16 protein-coding genes are annotated in these 17,322 nt (G+C 74.5%); 8 read left to right on the top strand and 8 right to left on the bottom strand.

The window, feature by feature from the left end; translation table 11 throughout:
- Nucleotides 1-30 precede the first annotated feature (30 nt).
- Entirely contained in the window at nt 31-1,017 is a 987-nt protein-coding gene (locus I3F58_RS07680; protein WP_240107499.1) for a hypothetical protein, read from the bottom strand.
- 133 nt (nt 1,018-1,150) lie between these two features.
- Here I3F58_RS07680 and I3F58_RS07675 point away from each other — a divergent pair, with 133 nt between their 5' ends.
- Nucleotides 1,151-1,789 (top strand): MerR family transcriptional regulator, encoded by a 639-nt coding sequence (locus tag I3F58_RS07675; RefSeq protein ID WP_240107498.1) that lies wholly within the window; start codon nt 1,151-1,153, stop codon nt 1,787-1,789.
- Between the two features lie 516 nt (nt 1,790-2,305).
- Here I3F58_RS07675 and I3F58_RS07670 read toward each other — a convergent pair.
- Both I3F58_RS07670 and I3F58_RS07665 read right to left on the bottom strand, forming a co-directional pair.
- Nucleotides 2,306-3,148 (bottom strand): siderophore-interacting protein, encoded by an 843-nt coding sequence (locus I3F58_RS07670; protein ID WP_240107497.1) that lies wholly within the window; start codon nt 3,146-3,148, stop codon nt 2,306-2,308.
- A 64-nt stretch (nt 3,149-3,212) separates the two neighbouring features.
- Nucleotides 3,213-4,121, bottom strand: a complete 909-nt coding sequence (locus I3F58_RS07665; protein WP_240107601.1) for a 5'-3' exonuclease — start codon at nt 4,119-4,121, stop codon at nt 3,213-3,215.
- Between the two features lie 127 nt (nt 4,122-4,248).
- On the opposite strand from I3F58_RS07665, the gene I3F58_RS07660 reads away from it, so the two are divergent.
- Together I3F58_RS07660 and I3F58_RS07655 are read left to right on the top strand one after the other, a co-directional pair.
- Nucleotides 4,249-4,833, top strand: coding sequence for a helix-turn-helix domain-containing protein (locus I3F58_RS07660; protein ID WP_240107496.1), 585 nt, complete (start codon nt 4,249-4,251; stop codon nt 4,831-4,833).
- Nucleotides 4,830-5,570 (top strand): helical backbone metal receptor, encoded by a 741-nt coding sequence (locus tag I3F58_RS07655; protein WP_240107495.1) that lies wholly within the window; start codon nt 4,830-4,832, stop codon nt 5,568-5,570. Before I3F58_RS07660 ends, I3F58_RS07655 begins: the two co-directional genes overlap by 4 nt.
- Here the strand turns inward: I3F58_RS07655 and I3F58_RS07650 are convergent.
- Nucleotides 5,497-6,630, bottom strand: coding sequence for a C4-dicarboxylate ABC transporter (locus I3F58_RS07650; RefSeq protein WP_240107494.1), 1,134 nt, complete (start codon nt 6,628-6,630; stop codon nt 5,497-5,499). The two genes, I3F58_RS07655 and I3F58_RS07650, sit on opposite strands and share 74 nt — an antisense overlap.
- Nucleotides 6,631-6,701: 71 nt before the next feature.
- On the opposite strand from I3F58_RS07650, the gene I3F58_RS07645 reads away from it, so the two are divergent.
- A complete protein-coding gene (locus I3F58_RS07645; protein ID WP_240107493.1) occupies nt 6,702-7,604 on the top strand; it encodes a LysR family transcriptional regulator in 903 nt (300 codons plus the stop codon).
- Nucleotides 7,605-7,831: 227 nt separating this feature from the next.
- Here I3F58_RS07645 and I3F58_RS07640 read toward each other — a convergent pair whose 3' ends face one another.
- The 3 genes from I3F58_RS07640 to I3F58_RS07630 all read right to left on the bottom strand — a co-directional run bounded on the left by I3F58_RS07640 (nt 7,832) and on the right by I3F58_RS07630 (nt 10,851).
- Nucleotides 7,832-8,512, bottom strand: a complete 681-nt coding sequence (locus I3F58_RS07640) for a gamma-glutamyl-gamma-aminobutyrate hydrolase family protein (RefSeq protein WP_240107492.1) — start codon at nt 8,510-8,512, stop codon at nt 7,832-7,834.
- Between the two features lie 11 nt (nt 8,513-8,523).
- Complete coding sequence (gene eat / locus I3F58_RS07635) at nt 8,524-9,978, bottom strand: ethanolamine permease (RefSeq protein ID WP_240107491.1); 1,455 nt, start codon at nt 9,976-9,978, stop codon at nt 8,524-8,526.
- A 132-nt stretch (nt 9,979-10,110) separates the two neighbouring features.
- Nucleotides 10,111-10,851: a FadR/GntR family transcriptional regulator gene (locus tag I3F58_RS07630; protein ID WP_240107490.1), complete on the bottom strand. Its 741-nt coding sequence runs from the start codon at nt 10,849-10,851 to the stop codon at nt 10,111-10,113.
- 78 nt (nt 10,852-10,929) lie between these two features.
- Here I3F58_RS07630 and I3F58_RS07625 point away from each other — a divergent pair, with 78 nt between their 5' ends.
- The 4 genes from I3F58_RS07625 to I3F58_RS07610 are packed head-to-tail and all read left to right on the top strand — an operon-like array spanning nt 10,930 to nt 15,462.
- Nucleotides 10,930-12,306, top strand: coding sequence for a glutamine synthetase family protein (locus I3F58_RS07625; RefSeq protein ID WP_240107489.1), 1,377 nt, complete (start codon nt 10,930-10,932; stop codon nt 12,304-12,306).
- A gap of 10 nt (nt 12,307-12,316) precedes the next feature.
- Complete coding sequence (locus I3F58_RS07620) at nt 12,317-13,723, top strand: aldehyde dehydrogenase (RefSeq protein WP_240107488.1); 1,407 nt, start codon at nt 12,317-12,319, stop codon at nt 13,721-13,723.
- A 6-nt stretch (nt 13,724-13,729) separates the two neighbouring features.
- A complete protein-coding gene (locus I3F58_RS07615; RefSeq protein WP_240107487.1) occupies nt 13,730-14,515 on the top strand; it encodes a 3-oxoacyl-ACP reductase in 786 nt (261 codons plus the stop codon).
- 26 nt (nt 14,516-14,541) lie between these two features.
- Nucleotides 14,542-15,462 (top strand): DUF2510 domain-containing protein, encoded by a 921-nt coding sequence (locus tag I3F58_RS07610; protein ID WP_275678275.1) that lies wholly within the window; start codon nt 14,542-14,544, stop codon nt 15,460-15,462.
- Nucleotides 15,463-15,481: 19 nt separating this feature from the next.
- Here the strand turns inward: I3F58_RS07610 and I3F58_RS07605 are convergent, their stop codons facing one another.
- On the bottom strand, nt 15,482-16,684 hold the full coding sequence (locus I3F58_RS07605; protein WP_240107600.1) for an amino acid deaminase/aldolase: 1,203 nt from the start codon (nt 16,682-16,684) through the stop codon (nt 15,482-15,484).
- Nucleotides 16,685-17,322: the final 638 nt, after the last annotated feature.

Raw genomic sequence — 17,322 nt, 5'->3', positions numbered from 1 at the left:
GCAGGGGCCGCGACCCGTGTGCCCGCCGGGTCAGAGCGCGCGCTCGAACGCGCGGGCGGACTCGGCCCGGGGCGGCTCCGCCTGGCCCGGTGCGGTACGCAGTGAGGCGAAGGCCCCGGCTGCGGTGAGCAGCAGGACGACGGCGGCGGCCACCAGGGTGGGCGTGTCCGGACCGGTCAGCGGCCGGCCGCGCAGGGCCTGCCAGATGAGGAGGGCGAGCAGCGCCCCGTACGCGGTGCAGGCCGTCACCGTCAGGCGCAGCCGTACGAGCGGGTCCGCCAGGCGGGGGAAGCGCGGCGCGAGGGCGGCCAGGGCCAGCAGCACCAGGGGCAGTACCTGCAGGGCGTGCAGGCCGACGAAGTGCGGGACGCGCAGGTCCCCGCCGACGGTGGACCAGCCGGTCAGCGGCAGGCCCGGGCCGCCGTCGGGCACGCCCACGCTGTGTGCGCCGAGCAGGTCCGACACCCCGGGCTGCTGACCGGGCGCGGGCATGCCCATCAGGCCGCCGACCGCGCCGCCCGCGAGGGACAGCACGACGCCCGCACGGAGCGTCCAGGCAGAGGCGCGGTCCGCGAGGCGGGCCCGGAAGAGCAGGACGCCGACGGCGAAGGTGCCGGCCCAGAGGACCAGGGAGAACCCGCCCATGGTCTGGTACACGGCCGCGTCGAGCGGTGTCGCGTTGTTGAAGTGGCTCTGCCGCCCCCGGAACGCCTGCCCCGCGATGAGCAGCATCTCCACGACCATCGCCACGGCGAGGGCGGAGCCGGACCACCAGCCGGCACGCCGGGCGCCGGGGCGGTGGCGGGGGAGCAGCGACAGGATCCAGGCCATGGACAGGCCGTAGGCGACGAAGGACACCGCGAACTTGAAGGGCTTGTTCCAGATCGGCATGCCGACCAGGGTCCGGTCGTCGACGGCCAGCCCGACCGCGCAGGCGACGGCGACGACCGCCATGGCGGCGGAGACCACGACCAGAGGCCGGTGAAGCCGGGTCGGTGCGGCAGGTGCATCGGGCATGGGTGACCCCCCGTTGGCATCATGGATAGAGGCACTATGGATAGTGGCACTCTCCACTATCCGATAGCGACACTATCTATGATGGGGTGTCGCCCTGGCAAGGGCGGGAGTGGAAACGGGAGGTGAGCGCGGAGTGCGCGTGGGTGAGTTGAGCCGTCGGACCGGGGTCTCGGTGCCGACGATCAAGTACTACGTCCGGGAGGGGCTGCTGCCCGCCGGACAGCTGAGCAGCCCCAACCAGGCCAGCTACGACGAGTCGCACGTGCGCCGGCTGAAGCTGATCCGGGCGCTGATCGACGTCGGCGGGCTCTCGGTGTCGGGGGTGCGGGAGGTCGTGACGGCGGTGGAGGATCCGTCGCGGCCCGTGCACAAGGTGCTCGGTGCGGCGCACGGGCATGTCGTGCCGGAGGTGAAGGCGGAGTCGGACGCGGATCTGGAGGTGGCCGAGCAGGAGGTCGCGGCGCTCATCGCCCGGCGGGGGTGGGTGGCGTACAAGGACCACCCCGCGTACGGGTCCCTGACCGCCGCGCTGGCGGCCCTGCGGCGCCTGGGGCACGAGCGGTTCGCCGAACTGAACCTGGACGCGTACGCGCAGGCGGCGGAACGGGTCGCGGAGACGGACCTCGCGTACATCGCGCGCGAGGTGGAGCGGGAGGACCTGGTGGAGGCCGCAGTGGTGGGCACGGTGGTGGGCGACGCGGTGTTCACGTCGCTGAGGCTGCTGGCGCATGTCGACGCGTCGGCGCGCCGGTACGGGACGGGTGCGGGCTGAGCGTGGGGGCGCCGCCCTCCGGGCCGCCCGGCGTGGGGGTATGCGTACAGGCACGCCCCCGCCGCGATGGGCGGTGACGGGGGCCGCCGTGGGTGGGGCCCGCGGAGGCCGTCGTGAGGAGGCGGGCCCCGTAGCGGCCCCGACCCGTCCGTGCCGGGGAGGGCGGGACGGCCTGTGCGGGCCGGGCCGGGATCCTCGGGCCACGGGGCCGGCCCCGTGCCCGCCCGCCAACGGGCCTGCGCGTTCTCGGCTTCGCCCGAACGGCGGGCCGCCGCTGAGCAGGGCGGAATCCTCGCGCCCTGGAGTGGCCCCGCGGCGGGTGCCCGGGGAGAAGCGTCTCCCCGCAGCGGGGCGCCCCGGCTCACGCAGTCACTGCGGGCGTGGCGGGGTGCGGGCCGCCGGGCGAGGGTTCCGCGGGCACGGGGGCGGTCCCGCCGTGCCCACCCGTTCCGCTCTCGGCGCGGCGTGTGCCGCAGCAGGGGCGCGGCCCGCCGCCCGGGCCCGCGCCCCACAGGGCTACGCGGCTTCCTGTTCCTTTTCGATCCGGGCGTTCCATTCGCGCTTCACCGCGCGCCAGGCCTCGTCGGTCTTGCCGAGACGCCAGTAGCCCGAGATGGACAGGCGGTTCAGGGGGACGCCGCGGTCCAGGCGGAGGTGGCGGCGCAGTTCCCTGACGGCGGCGGCCTCGCCGTGGACGAAGGCGTGGACGTCTCCGGGCGGGAAGTCCAGGGCGCGGACCGCCGCGACCAGGGCCTCGCCGACCGGTCGGCCCCGCCGCGGCAGCCAGTGGACCCGAGCGCTCCCGGGTGCGGCGATCTTCAGCTCGTCGTCCGGCTCGGCCACCTCGATGAACGCGTACGCCACCGCGCCCTCCGGCAGCCGCTCCAGCGACGCGGCGATGGCCGGGAGCGCGCTCTCGTCGCCCGCCAGGAGGTGCCAGTCCGCCTCCGGGTCCGGCGCGTACCCGCCGCCCGGGCCCAGGAGCCGTACCGTGTCGCCGACGACGGCGCGCGCCGCCCACGGGCCGGCGAGGCCCTCGTCGCCGTGGACGACGAAGTCGACCGTCAGCTCGCGCTGCGCCTCGTCCCACGCCCGGACCGTGTACGTGCGCTGCGCGGGCCACTGGTCCCGGGGCAGCTCCGCGCGGATCCGCTCGATGTCGAACGGCTCCGGGTACGTGACCCCGTCCGGTGGGAACAGCAGCTTCACGTAGTGGTCCGTCCAGCCCGCCGTGGCGAACGCCGCCAGCCCGTCGCCGCCGAGCACGATCCGCACCATGTGCGGGGCGATCCGCTCGGTGCGCACTACCCGGGCCTCATGGGCCCGCGGTGCCTTGCGGGCCGACTGTTCCGATGCCACGGCGGCTCTCCCGTCTCGACTGACTATCACTTAGGTATGGCTAAGCTAACACCTCCGTGGGTGGTCAGCCGGGGAGGGCCGTGAGCACACGGTCCAGCGACCCGCCCAGGCCCCAGCGGTGCGCCAGCTCTCCCAGCGCCACCGGGTCGCGCGGCTCCTTCGGCAGCTCCGGGTCGAACGGCGGCAGCGGGACGTCGCTCGCGACCCGGACGACCTTCGGGGCGACCGCCACGTAGTCGCGGGCCTCGTCCAGCCGTCTGCGCTGCGACGGGGTGAGTCCGGCCGCCGGGTCGTCCAGCGCCGCCATGATTCCGGCCAGGTCACCGAAGGCCGCGAGCAGCTTGGCCGCCGTCTTCTCGCCGATGCCCGGGACGCCCGGCAGGCCGTCGCTGGGGTCACCGCGGAGGAGGGCCAGGTCCGCGTAGCCCGCGCCGTCCACGCCGTACTTCCCGCGCAGCCAGGCCTCGTCCACCGCCTGGAGCGTCCCGACGCCCTTCAGCGGGTACAGCACCCGCACCCCGCGCGCGTCGTCCACCAGCTGGTACAGGTCCCGGTCGCCGGTCACGATGTCCACCGGGCCCCGTGCCCCGGCCGTCAGCGTGCCGATCACGTCGTCCGCCTCGTACCCGGCGACGCCCACACGCGCGATGCCCAGCGCGTCCAGTACCTGCTCGATCACCGGGACCTGGGGGGAGAGGGTGTCGGGCACCTCCTCCTCGTCCGGCCGCCCGGCCGGCGTCTCCACAGCGACGCGGTGCGCCTTGTACGTGGGGATCAGCGCCACCCGCCAGGCCGGGCGCCAGTCCGCGTCCATGCAGGCCACCAGCTCGTCCGGCCGGTGGTCCTGCACCAGCCGGGCGATGAAGTCCAGCAGCCCGCGCACGGCGTTCACCGGCGTCCCGTCCGGGGCCCTCACCGTGTCGGGGACCCCGAAATAGGCCCGGAAGTACAGGGAAGCGGTGTCCAGCAGCATCAGGCGTCGCGTCACATCCCGCATCATGCCGTACCGCACTGGCAGCCGCCCGCTTCGGCCGATTGTGCTACTCGGCGGTACCCGTGCTGCGTAAGGTGGAGAGAGCAGGGAGGGAAGGGAGGGAAACATGCACGACGACAAGGAGACGCCCCGGCCGGGTGACGACAAGGACGCGCCCCGGGTGGGTGCGGCCGTGCGCAGAAGGCGCCGCGCGCTGTCGCTCACCCTCGCGGCGGTCGCCGAGCGCAGCGGCCTGTCCGTGCCCTTTCTCAGCCAGGTCGAGAACGAGCGCGCCCGCCCCAGCGCCCGGTCGCTGGAGTGCATCGCGGAGGCGTTGAAGACCACTGCCCCCGAACTGCTCGATGCCGCCGACACCGCCCGTACCGTCGACGTCGTACGCGCCGACGCGGGCAGCCGGGACCCCGCCGCCGACTCCGGCGCGCGCCCCCTGGTCCGCGGCGAGCACCAGCTGCACGCCGAGGAGTTCACCGGCGAGCACGACGCGGGACGGGAGCTCGTCCTGCGCAACGACGCGCTGCTGTACGTCGCGGACGGCACCGTGGAGGTGGAGGCCGAGGGCCGCGCCTACCGGCTGGAGCGGGGCGACACCATGCACCTGTCCGGCGGGGTGCGCCACCGCTGGCGTGCCTCCGCGCCCGACACGCGGCTCCTCGTCGTCGCCGTGGCGCCGCACATGGAGACGGGGCGGTGATCCGCCGGGGCCGGACCCCGCGGGTCGTGTCGCTGGTGCCGTCGCTCACCGAGGCCGTGGCCGTGTCCGCGCCCGGCCTGCTGGTCGGCGCCACCGACTGGTGCAGCCACCCGGCCGATCTCGACGTCACGCGGGTCGGCGGGACCAAGAACCCGGATGCCGGGCTGATCACCGGGCTCCGGCCCGACCTCGTCGTCGCCAACGAGGAGGAGAACCGGGCGCCCGACCTCGCGGCCCTGCGCGAGGCCGGTATCGACGTGCTGGTCACCGAGGTACGCGACCTGGAGCAGGCGCTGGCCGAACTGGAGCGCGTCCTGCGGGCCTGCGGGGTCGCCTCCCGGCCGCGCTGGCTCGACGAGGCCGAGGCGGCGTGGGCCGCCGTGCGGACCGAGGGCCCAGCGCTCGGCGCCGTCGTGCCGGTCTGGCGGAGGCCCTGGATGGTGCTCGGCAGGGACACCTTCGCCGGTGACCTGCTCGCCCGGCTCGGGGTGGACAACCTGTACGCCGGTCACCCCGACCGCTATCCGCGCGTGCCGCTCGGCGAGCTGCGGGCGAGCGGCGCCGATCTGGTCGTGCTGCCCGACGAGCCCTACCGGTTCACCGCCGCCGACGGCCCCGAGGCGTTCCCCGGGCTGCCCGCCGCGCTCGTCGACGGACGGCACCTCACCTGGTACGGGCCCTCCCTGGCCGCGGCCCCTGCTGTGCTGGACCGGGCCCTGCGGGCAGCGCTCCGCTGACCAGGCCCCGCACCGTCCCCGACGCCGCCGCCAGCCATCCCGCCGCCAGCAGGGCGAACAGACCCACCGCCAGCCAGCGGGGCGCCGCGAGTCCGGTGTGCCGCGCCAGCCCCTCAAGACCCGTCACGCACGTCCCCACCGGGAAGGTGAACGCCCACCACGTCATCGCGAACCGCATCCCCCGCCGCAGCGCCCGCACCACCAGCGCCCCCGCCCATGCCAGCCACAGCAACGCGAAGCCCGTGACCGGTGTCCCGTACAGCACGGCGAGCCCGGCGGCGTACGGGAACGAGGGCGCCGCGTCCGCCAGGGCGCTCGCCGCCGTCGTCGACTGGCCCAGCGGCCCCAGCACCAGCAGCAGCGCCGGAGCCGCCGCCGTCGGCGGCTCCCCGCCCACCAGGAGACGGCCGAACACCAGCGGCAGGACCAGCAGGACCGCCAGCAGACCGACCCCGAACAGGCCCAGGCACACCGCGAGCATCGTCGCCCGCGCCTGTCCCTCGGGCAGATGCGGCACCAGCTGCGGGCCGACCGCCGCCGACACCATCGGCGGCACCACCGGCAGCAGCCACACCGGCGACGCGTCCCCGGCGCCGATCCGGTACCGGACGACCATCAGGTACGGGATCACCACGGCCGTCGCGAGACCGGTCACCGTACCGGCGGCGAACAGCACCGCGGCCAGCGCCACGGCCGCGCCCGCGCCGACGGCGGGAGGGCCCACCGCCAGGGCCCCGCCACCGACCGCCAGCAGCGCCATCGCCAGACACCCGTAGAACGGCGCCACCGCCGGATCCAGCAGATGTGCCCGAGCCTGGTCCCGGTGGCGCGCCCAGTGCACCGCGCGGGCCGCCAGCAGGGCCGCCAGCATCGCCGCGGCCAGCGCCCACAGGGCCACCCAGAGGGTGCGCGGGAGGGGCAGGGGGAGCCCGGCGCCCGCTGTGCCGACCATCGCGGTGCCCATCACCACCGCGTACCAGTTGGGACCGAGATGGCGGACCCCGGGAGCGGCGTGCCGGGTCTGGCGAAGGGGGCGTGGGCGTACGAGCGTCGTGGACATGACTCTCACTCTCACTGCCGTGCAACCGCCTGACCAGGGACCTTCCTGCTATGACCCCATAAACTGTGGTTATGAGCCTGTCGCATCGTGTGCCTGATCTCGGCGCCCTGGAACTTCTGCTCGCCGTCGCCCGGCACGGCAGCCTCGGCCGGGCGGCGCGCGAGGTCGGCATCACGCAGCCGGCCGCCAGCAGCCGCATCCGCTCCATGGAGCGGCAGTTGGGCGTCGCCCTGGTCGACCGCTCGCCACGCGGCTCCCGGCTCACCGACGCGGGCGCGCTCGTCACCGACTGGGCGCGGCGGGTCGTCGAGGCGGCCGAGGCTTTCGACGCGGGTGCGCAGGCGCTGCGGGACCGGCGCGACTCGCGGCTGCGGGTGGCCGCGTCCATGACCATCGCCGAGTACCTGCTGCCCGGGTGGCTCATCGCCCTGCGGGCGGACCGCCCCGACACGGCCGTGTCGCTCCAGGCGGGCAACTCGGCGGCGGTGGCGGCGCTGCTGGTGGCGGGCGAGGCGGACCTGGGATACGTGGAGGGGCTGTCCGTGCCGGACGGGCTGCAGGGTGTGGTCGTCGCCCATGACCGGCTCGTCGTCGTCGCGGCGCCGGGGCACCGGTGGTCGCGGCGACGGGTTCCGGTCACGCCCGCGGAGCTGGCGGCGATGCCGTTGGTGCTGCGGGAGTACGGATCGGGGACGCGTCAGGTACTGGACTCGGCACTGGCGGGGCACGGAGGACTGGCGGCGCCGCTGCTCGAACTGGCGTCGACGACCGCGGTCAAGGCGGCGGCGGTGAGCGGGGCGGGGCCGGCGGTGCTGAGCGAACTGGCCGTGACGGAGGAGCTGGCGTCGCGCCGCCTGGTGGAGGTGCCGGTCGAGGGCGTCGACCTGCGCAGGGCGCTGCGGGCGGTGTGGCCGCGGGGGCCTCGGCCGACCGGGCCGGCGCGTGACCTGCTGTCGCTGTCGCGGGCGCGGTGACCCGCGCGGGTGCGGGGCCGTCCGGTGTCCCCTGCCGCCCCTTCCCCGGACCCGGGACGCCGCCCCCGAGCTCCCGCTCCGCGAGTTCCCCCAGGCTCTTCGCACAGGGGACCCCGGGCGCCGGTCCGAGCCGTCCGGACCCTGAGGAGGAGCGCCGAAGGCGCGCCCACGGTGACCGGGGTGCGAAGCCCCCGGTCACCGGAAGGCGCGAGGGCGGGGCCGCCTGCTCACGCGCCCGCCGCGCGCACCAGCCCCGCCATCACCCGGGTGTCCTCGCCCATCTCCGGGTGCCACTGGACGCCCAGAGCCCACGCCCCGCCCGGCAGTTCGAGCGCCTCGACCGTTCCGTCCTCCGCGTACGCGGACGGCTCCAGGCCCCGGCCCAGAAGCTCCACCGCCTGGTGGTGGTAGGTGGGGACCTCCGTCGCCTCGGGGACCAGGGAGGCGTACCGCGTCCCCGGGACCGGCTTCACGGTGTGGGCGCCGAAGCGGCCGACCCCGGCGGCGTGGCCGTCCAGGTGCTGTACGAGGCTGCCGCCGAGCGCGACATTCAGCAGCTGCATACCCCGGCAGATGCCCAGCAGCGGTGTGCCCGAGGCCAACGCCGCCTCGATCAGGGCCAGTTCCCACCCGTCCCGCTCCCGCGCGGGCGGGCCCGTACGCGGGTCGGGTGCCGCCCCGTACCGAACGGGCTCCACGTCCGCGCCGCCCGCGACGACCAGCCCGTCCAGCCGTGCCACCACCGGGGCCGCCGCCCGCGGGGCGTCGGGCGGGAGCATCGCCGCCAGCCCGCCCGCAGCCTGGACCAGCCGAGGGTACGCCGCGGGCAGCAGCGCGGCGGGCATGGCCCACGCCCCCCACTTCGCCGGGTCCAGATACGTCGTCACACCGATCAGCGGCCCGGCCACACCGGCTCCTCTCACGCGCGGTCCAACTCCGCCTCGGCCGCGGCCAGCGCCGCGAACTCCTCCTCCGGCGCGCTCGCGACCAGGCGATGCCGACTGTAGAACGCGAAGTACGCCACCGCGATCACATAGACCCCCAGCGCCACGAACGCCGCGTCCTTGTCCACCAGGAACGTCGCCACCAGCGCCGCGAGCGCGAGAACGAACGCGACCGACGAGGTCAGCACTCCGCCGGGCGTGCGGTACGGGCGCTCCAGGTGCGGCTCCCGGCGGCGCAGCACGATGTGGGACAGCGCCATCAGGGCGTACGAGATGGTCGCGCCGAACACCGCCATGTTCAGCATCCGCGCCCCGTCCCCGGTCCCGGCGGCCAGCGCGAAGCCGAGCGCGCCCGGGATCAGGAGCCCCAGGTACGGGGACTTCCGGCGGCTGGTCAGGGACAGGAAGCGGGGCAGGTAGCCCGCCCGGGAGAGCGCGAACAGCTGGCGTGAGCCCGCGTAGATCAGGGAGAAGAAGGAGGCCACCAGGCCCGCCAGTCCGGCGTAGTTGACGAAGCGGCTCAGGGGCGTCGGGCCGCCGTCGCCCTCCAGCGCCACCACCAGCGGGTTGCCCGCGTCCTGGATCGCCGCCGCGCCCCGCGCACCCGTCGCCGCGAAGAACGTCACCACGGCCAGCAGGATCAGCACCGCCATCGACAGCGACATCGCCCTGGGCATCGACCTCACCGGGTCCTTGGCCTCCTCCGCTGCCAGCGGCACACCCTCCACGCCGAGGAAGAACCACATGCCGAACGGGAACGCCGCCCAGATGCCCAGCAGGCCGTAGGGGAGCCAGGAGTTCGCACCGAAAGCGTCCGCGCTCACCGGGATGTCGGTCAGGGTCGACGCGCGGAACTCGGTGAACGCGCCCACCGCGAAGATCAGCAGTGCCGCCACCGCGATGGCCGTGACGATCAGGCTGAAGCGCAGTGCCTCGCCCACGCCCCACAGGTGGATGCCGATGAACACCGCGAAGCAGGCCAGGTAGACCGGCCAGCCGGAGGTCAGGCCGAACAGGCCCAGCGACTCGACGTAGTCCCCGATGAAGATGGCGATGGCCGCGGGGGCCAGGATGTACTCGATGAGGATCGCCGTGCCGGTGAGGAAGCCGCCCCAGGTGCCCAGTGCGCGGCGCGCGAAGCCGTAGCCGCCGCCCGCCGAGGGCAGGATCGCGGACAGCTCGGCCAGCGAGAAGACCAGGCACGCGTACATCGTGCCCATCAGCACCATGGCGACGGCCAGCCCGCCGAAACCGCCTTCGGCCAGGCCGATGTTCCAGCCGGAGTAGTCACCGGAGACGACGTACCCGACGCCGAGCCCGGTGAGCAGCAGCCATCCGGCGCTGCCCTGCCGCAGCGCGCGGCGTTTCAGGTAGTCGTCGGCGGGGCCCGTCCCGCTCCCCGTGGTGCCTGTGGTGTCTTCCAGCGTCATGGCAGCGTCAGCTCCCCGCCTCGGGTCCAGCCCAATGGAATGGCCCCATACCTTTGCGGCGAGCGCGGCCGAAACGCAAGCCCCGTGCGTTACTTTCGGGTTACGCGCCGCCCGGACGGGCTCCGGCGGCCCTCACGCCAGGAACCCGCGCAGCAGCGCCGCCGTCCCGGCGCAGTGCTCCCGCGCCACCTCCCGCGCCGCCTCCGCGTCGCCCTCCAGCACCGCCTCCACCAGCGCGTCGTGCTGGTGCTGGGCGTGCTCCAGGTTCCGCACGAGCAGGGGGATGCCGTCGAGCAGGTCGTTGACCGTCGCCCGGACCGCCGCGTACTGCGCCGTCAGGGTCTGGGAGCCGGACAGCTCGGCCAGTGTCAGGTGCAGCAGGGTGTCCCGGCGGCGGTAGTCGTCCAGCGGCGCGTCGTGTGTGGCGCGCAGCGCCTTCCGCAGCCGCTCGGCGTCCTCGCCGGCCAGGCCCTCCACCGCGCACAGCCCGGCCGCGCCCACCTCCAGCACCTCCCGGAACCGCAGCGCGTCCTCCAGGTCGACGGCCGCGATCCGCCGCCGCAGCTCCTCCTCGCCGGGTGCCCGGTCGCCGCGCAGCACGAACGTCCCGCCGTACCGGCCGCGCCGGGAGTCGACCAGCCCCTGCTCCTGGAGCACCTTCAGCACCTCGCGCAGCGTCACCCGGCTGATGCCCATGCGCTCCGCCAGCTCCCGCTCGGCGGGCAGCCGCTCGCCCGGCGGGACCAGCCCCAGCCGCACGACCTGGAGGATCTGCTCCAGGGCCTCCTCGAACCCGTTGCCCGCCCGCACCGGCCGCAGCACCGGCGTCAGCGGATCAGCCGCCTGCCCCCGTTCGGGCGTCTCTTCGGGCATCCGGCCGCACCCCCTTCCCAAGAAATGGTTGTCACCCATACCTTATGGCTTCCGGCTGATCCAAGGAGGACCCACCCCGTGGCAGACCGCACACCCCCGCTGACCGTCGACGCGCTGCGCGCCCTCGTCGCGGGCGGCGAGATCGACACCGTCGTCCTGGCCTTCCCCGACATGCAGGGCCGCCTCCAGGGCAAGCGGTTCGCTGCGCCCTTCTTCCTCGACGAGGTGCTGGAGCACGGTACCGAGGGCTGCAACTACCTCCTCGCCGTCGACGCCGAGATGAACACCGTCGACGGCTACGCGATGTCCTCCTGGTCCAGCGGATACGGGGACTTCGCGCTGCGTCCCGACCCCTTCACCCTCCGCCGTGTCCCCTGGCACCCCGGCACCGCCCTGCTCCTCGCGGACCTCGCCTGGCACGACGGGGCGCCCGTCGTGGCCTCGCCCCGCCAGATCCTGCGCCGCCAGCTCGACCGGCTCGCCGCCCACGGGTTCACCGCCCACGTGGGCACCGAGCTGGAGTTCATCGTCTTCAAGGACACCTACGAACAGGCCTGGGACACCGGCTACCGGGGCCTCACCCCCGCCAACCAGTACAACGTCGACTACTCGATCCTCGGCACCGGCCGGGTCGAGCCCCTGCTGCGCCGGATCCGCAACGACATGGCGGGCGCGGGGCTCACCGTCGAGTCCGCCAAGGGCGAGTGCAACCCCGGCCAGCACGAGATCGCCTTCCGCTACGCCGAGGCCCTCACCACCTGCGACCAGCACGCCCTCTACAAGACCGGCGCCAAGGAGATCGCCGCCCAGGAGGGCGTCGCGCTCACCTTCATGGCCAAGTACGACGAGCGCGAGGGCAATTCCTGCCACATCCACCTCTCCCTCCAGGACGCCGACGGGCGCAACGTGATGGCCGGGGACGGGCCCGTGGGCACCGCAGCCGCCCTGTCGCCGGTGATGCGGCACTTCCTCGCCGGGCAGCTCGCCGCGCTGCGGGACTTCTCCCTCCTCTACGCCCCGAACATCAACTCATACAAGAGGTTCCAGCCCGGCTCCTTCGCCCCCACCGCCGTCGCCTGGGGCCACGACAACCGCACCTGCGCCCTGCGGGTCGTCGGCCACGGTCCCTCCACCCGGTTCGAGAACCGCCTCCCGGGCGGCGACGTCAACCCGTACCTCGCCGTGGCCGGACTGATCGCCGCAGGGCTGCACGGCATCGAGCAGCGGCTCGAACTGCCCGAGCCCTGCGCCGGGAACGCCTACACGGGCGACTACGCGCACGTCCCCGCCACGCTGCGCGAGGCCGCCGAACTGTGGGAGACCAGCCCCCTCGCCAAGGACGCCTTCGGCGACGAGGTCGTCGCCCACTACCACAACATGGCCCGCGTCGAACTGGCCGCCTTCGACGCCGCCGTCACCGACTGGGAACTGCGCCGCTCCTTCGAACGCATGTGAGGACCGACCCTTGACCGCACCTGACGTGCCCGACGTGCTCGACGTGCTCAACCCCGCCACCGAGGAGGTCATCGCCACCGTCCCCGCCGCAACGGCCGCCGACGTGGACACCGCCGTCGCGCGGGCCGCCGCCGCCCAGCGCATCTGGGCCGCCCTCGCCCCCGCCGACCGGGCCCGGCTGCTGCGCCGCTTCGCCGTGACCGTCGACGAGCACCTGGAGGAACTCGCCCTCCTGGAGGTCCGCGAGGCGGGCCACGTTCTCGGCAACGCCCGCTGGGAAGCCGGAAACGTACGCGACCTCCTCGACTACAGCGCCGGGGGAGTGGAGCGGCTGACCGGACGCCAGATCCCCGTCCCCGGCGGCATCGACGTCACCTTCCTCGAACCTCTCGGCGTCGTCGGCGTCATCGCCCCGTGGAACTTCCCCCTGCCCATCGCCGCCTGGGGCGCCGCCCCGGCCCTCGCCGCGGGCAACGCCGTTCTGCTCAAGCCCGCCGAGACGACCCCTCTGACCGCTCTCCGCCTGGCCGGACTCGCCGTGGAGGCGGGTCTTCCCGAGCACCTCTTCCAGGTCCTCCCCGGACGGGGTCCCGTCGCCGGGGCGGCGCTCGTCGACCACCCGGGCGTCGCGAAGATCGTATTCACCGGCTCGGCCGGCGTCGGCAGGGCGGTCATGGCCCGATGCGCCACGCACATGAAGCGCGTCACTCTCGAACTCGGCGGCAAGAGCCCGAACATCGTCTTCGCGGACGCCGACCTGGAAGCCGCAGCCCTCGCCGCGCCCATGTCCTTCCTGGACAACAGCGGCCAGGACTGCTGCGCCCGTACCCGCATTCTCGTGCAGCGCGGCGCGTACGACCGGTTCCTCGAACTCCTCGCGCCCGCCGTCGAGAAGGTCGTCGTCGGTGACCCCGGCGACGAGCAGACCCAGATGGGACCGCTCATCTCCCGTGCGCAGCTCGACCGTGTGCGGTCCTACGTCCCCGAGGACGGCACCGCCGGCGCCGGTGCCATCCGGGGCAGCGCTCCCGACGGCCCCGGGTTCTGGTACCCGCCCACCGTCCTCACCGGGCTCGCACCCGACGCGCCCGCCGCCACCGAGGAGATCTTCGGACCCGTCGCCGTCGTCCTCCCCTTCGACGACGAGGCCGACGCCGTACGCCTCGCCAACGCCACCGACTACGGCCTGTCCGGCTCCCTGTGGACTCGGGACGTGGGCCGTGCCCTGCGGGTCTCGCAGGCCGTCCAGGCCGGGAACCTGTCCGTCAACTCCCACGCCAGCGTCCGCTACTGGACCCCCTTCGGCGGCTACAAGCACTCGGGCATCGGCCGCGAGCTGGGCCCCGACGCCCTCGCCGCCTTCACCGAGACCAAGAACGTCTTCATCAGCAGCGTCCCCGGCAGCACGGAAGGCTGACCCACCATGACCGAGAACCCGTCCCTCTGCCGCCGCCTCGTCGGCCGTACCGCCGTCATCACCGGCGCGGGCAGCGGCATCGGCCTCGCCGCCGCCCGCCGCCTCGCCTCCGAAGGTGCCCACGTCGTGTGCGGCGACATCGACGAGAAGGCCGGGAAGGCCGCCGCCGACGAGGTCGGAGGCCTCTTCGTGCGCGTCGACGTCACCGACCCCGAGCAGGTCGAGGCACTGTTCAGGACCGCGTACGACACCTACGGCAGCGTCGACACGGCCTTCAACAACGCGGGCATCTCACCCCCCGACGACGACTCCATCCTGGAGACCGGCCTGGAGGCCTGGAAGCGCGTCCAGGACGTCAACCTCACGTCCGTGTACCTGTGCTGCAAGGCCGCCATCCCCTACATGCGCCGTCAGGGGAGGGGATCCATCATCAACACCGCGTCCTTCGTGGCCGTCATGGGCGCGGCCACCTCGCAGATCTCGTACACCGCCTCCAAGGGCGGCGTCCTCGCCATGTCCCGCGAGCTGGGCGTGCAGTTCGCCCGTGAGGGCATCCGGGTCAACGCCCTGTGCCCGGGGCCGGTCAACACCCCGCTGCTGCGGGAGCTGTTCGCGAAGGACCCGGAACGGGCCGCGCGGCGGCTCGTGCACATCCCGGTCGGCCGGTTCGCGGAGGCGGAGGAGATCGCGGCGGCGGTGGCGTTCCTGGCCAGCGACGACTCGTCGTTCGTGAACGCGACCGACTTCCTGGTGGATGGCGGGATCTCGGGTGCCTACGTCACCCCGCTGTGACCGGTGACTAGGCTGACCGCGTGAGCATGACGACACCGCCGGGCTGGTACCCGGATCCCTCCACCCCCGCCGTCGAGCGCTGGTGGGACGGAACCGCGTGGACCGCGCACACCCGCCCGGCGGGCGGTGGACCGGTGCAGGCGCAGCCCGCGGCCGTCGTCATCCCACCGAAGCGCGGGCGGCGCGCCGCCCTGATCGCCGCCGCGGCCGTCGCCGTGGCGGCGGTCGCCGTCACCGCCGTCGTCGTGCTGCGGCCGACGGACGGCGCGGACACCCCGGAGTCCAGGCAGCCCCCGGCGTCCGCACCCGAGTCCCCGGTGCGGGCCACCGGCAAGGACGGGCCGGAACCGCCGCGCGAGCCCTCCGCCTCCCCGGCCGGGGAACCGTCCGTGCTGCTCGACCAGCTCAACGGCATCAGCCTGCCGGTCCCCGAGGGCTGGGAGAAGCCGAAGTACGGCTCGTACAGCGGGGCGACCATGATCACCAAGGAGACCTTCGACTGCCCCGTCGGCAGTCGGTACTGCAAGTACGGCCAGGTCAGCTCCCGCACCGTCTCCTCCGCCGAGACCGACCCCGAGAAGCTGGCGAAGGAGGACATCTCCAAGGCCGCGGAGGAGGCATTCGGGAAGGACTCGCTGGGCAACTCCCCCTATGGCGGTATCACTTCCCACAAGGTGGTCGCCCAGCGGCAGGCCGTCGCGGCGGGGCGCACCGGCTACCTCGTGCGCTGGCAGGTCACCACCGAGAAGGGCGAGGGCGGTCACGTCCAGTCGCTGGTGTTCCCGTCGCCCACCGGCGGCGGCACCCCGGTCGTCGTGCGGTTCGCCGTCGCCTCGGCCGAGGGCGCGCCCGGGCCGGAGCTGATCGACGAGATCGCGCAGGGGATCCGGCGGATCGGCGGCTCCACCGGCGGCGTGGGCAGCAGCATCGCCCCGGGCGACGGCTGAGGAAGGCCGGGGCGGCAGGTCAGAGGAAGGTGCAGCCCTCGCCGCGGTACGTCGGGACGGCCGCCGTCACGCGGTCGCCCTCCACCAGATGCAGCCGGTCGAACCGCTCACACAGCTCGCCCGCCTTCGCGTGCCGGAACCACACCTTGTCCCCGATCAGCAGGTCGTCCGCGGGCGAGCCCAGCAGCGGCGTCTGCACCTCGCCCGGCCCCTCCACCGGGTCGTAGCGCAGCCCCTCCGGCAGATACGGCACCGGCAGCCGGTCCCGGCCCGCCGCCCCCGAGGCCGGATAGCCGCCGCCCAGCACCGTCACCACGCCCACACCCGGCCTGCGCACCACCGGCAGGGCGAACAGCGCGGCCGGACGGCCGCCGAACGACGAGAAGTCGTCGAACAGCCGCGGCACGTACAGACCGGAACCCGCGGCGATCTCGGTCACCGCGTCCTCGGCGGCCGTGAACTGCACGCTGCCGGTGCCGCCGCCGTTCACGAACTCCAGGTCCGGCGCCACCGACCGCACCGCCGCCACCGCCGCCGCACGCCGTTCCGCCAGCTCCCGCCGCGCCACCGACTGCATCAGCCGCACCGCGTGCGAACGCAGCGGACGCGCCGCCACCGCGTCCCCCACACCTGCCACATGGCCCTCGTACGCCATCAGCCCCGCCAGCCGGAACCCCGGCCGCCGCAGCACCGACCGCGCCAGCCCGGCCAGTTGCGCGGGCTCCCGCACCGGCGAACGGCGCGCCCCGATCCGTATCCGCCCGCCCAGCAGCCGCAGCGACGTGTCCAGCTCCAGACACACCCGCACCTCCTCACGCCCGCCGCCCCGCGCCGAGTCGATCAGCCCGAGCTGCGCGGGGTCGTCCACCATCACGGTGACCGCGCGGGCCAGCTTCGGGTCGGCAGCCAGCTCCGCGTACCGGGCGCGGTCGGTGGACGGATAGGCCAGCAACACGTCGTCCACACCGCAGCGGGCCAGCCACAGAGCCTCCGCCAGCGTGAAGGCCATCACACCAGCGAAGCCCGGCCGGGCCAGCACCCGCTCCAGCAGCGCCCGGCAGCGCACCGACTTGCTCGCGACCCGGACCGGCTTGCCGCCCGCGCGGCGCACCAGGTCGTCGGCGTTCGCGTCGAAGGCCGCCAGGTCCACGAGCGCGAGCGGGGCGTCCAGGTCGGCGGTGGCCCGGTCGTAGCGGGCCCGGTCGGCGGCGCGGGGGAGCACGGGGGGAGTCATGCGCCGAGCGTGCCAGAAGCGACTACCGGGGGGTAGGGGGCGCGGACGGGACGTTCCGGTCAGAACGGCCCCGACCTGCGGTCGCGTTGTCGCCCGAGCGTGTCCAGCCTTTAGAGTGACGGCTACGCGTCGGCGAACGGGCCTGCCCCGGCGGCGTCCAGGCACGAGAACGATCGGGGGGCGGATGAGCGCCGAGACACCGCGCCCACGGCGCCCCGAGACGCCGACGGAGACCACGACCCCCCTCCGCGCGATACGCGAGGTTCCCCGCACGGCCCCCCGCCAGCGCCGGACCCCTCCGCAGCAGGAACCCGCCGCCCCGCCGAACCGCCCCCGGGCCGTTCCCGGTCGCGACGGCACGCCCCCGCCTCCCGCACCCCCGCGGGAACCGGTTCCCCCGGGCACCCCGCCGCCGGCCCCGCCCCGGTGGGCGGCACCGGTGGTGACACCCGCACGGCCCGGATCCGCCGAGACGCCGCAGAGCACCCGCGAGGCCGAGCGGGGCGCCGTACCCGGGCGGGAACCCGGCTCCACTCCGGCGGCGCCGGCACGGCCGGGTCCCGCCGTGCCGTCAGACCCGCCCCGGTGCGCGGATCCGGCGACGGCGCACGGCAGACCGGGCTCGG

Origin of the sequence: Streptomyces sp. MUM 203J (genome assembly GCF_022414595.1) — a bacterium.
Taxonomy (GTDB): Bacteria; Actinomycetota; Actinomycetes; order Streptomycetales; family Streptomycetaceae; genus Streptomyces.
Note: the sequence above shows the minus strand (reverse complement) of the source record. Positions and strands in the feature narration are given on the sequence as shown.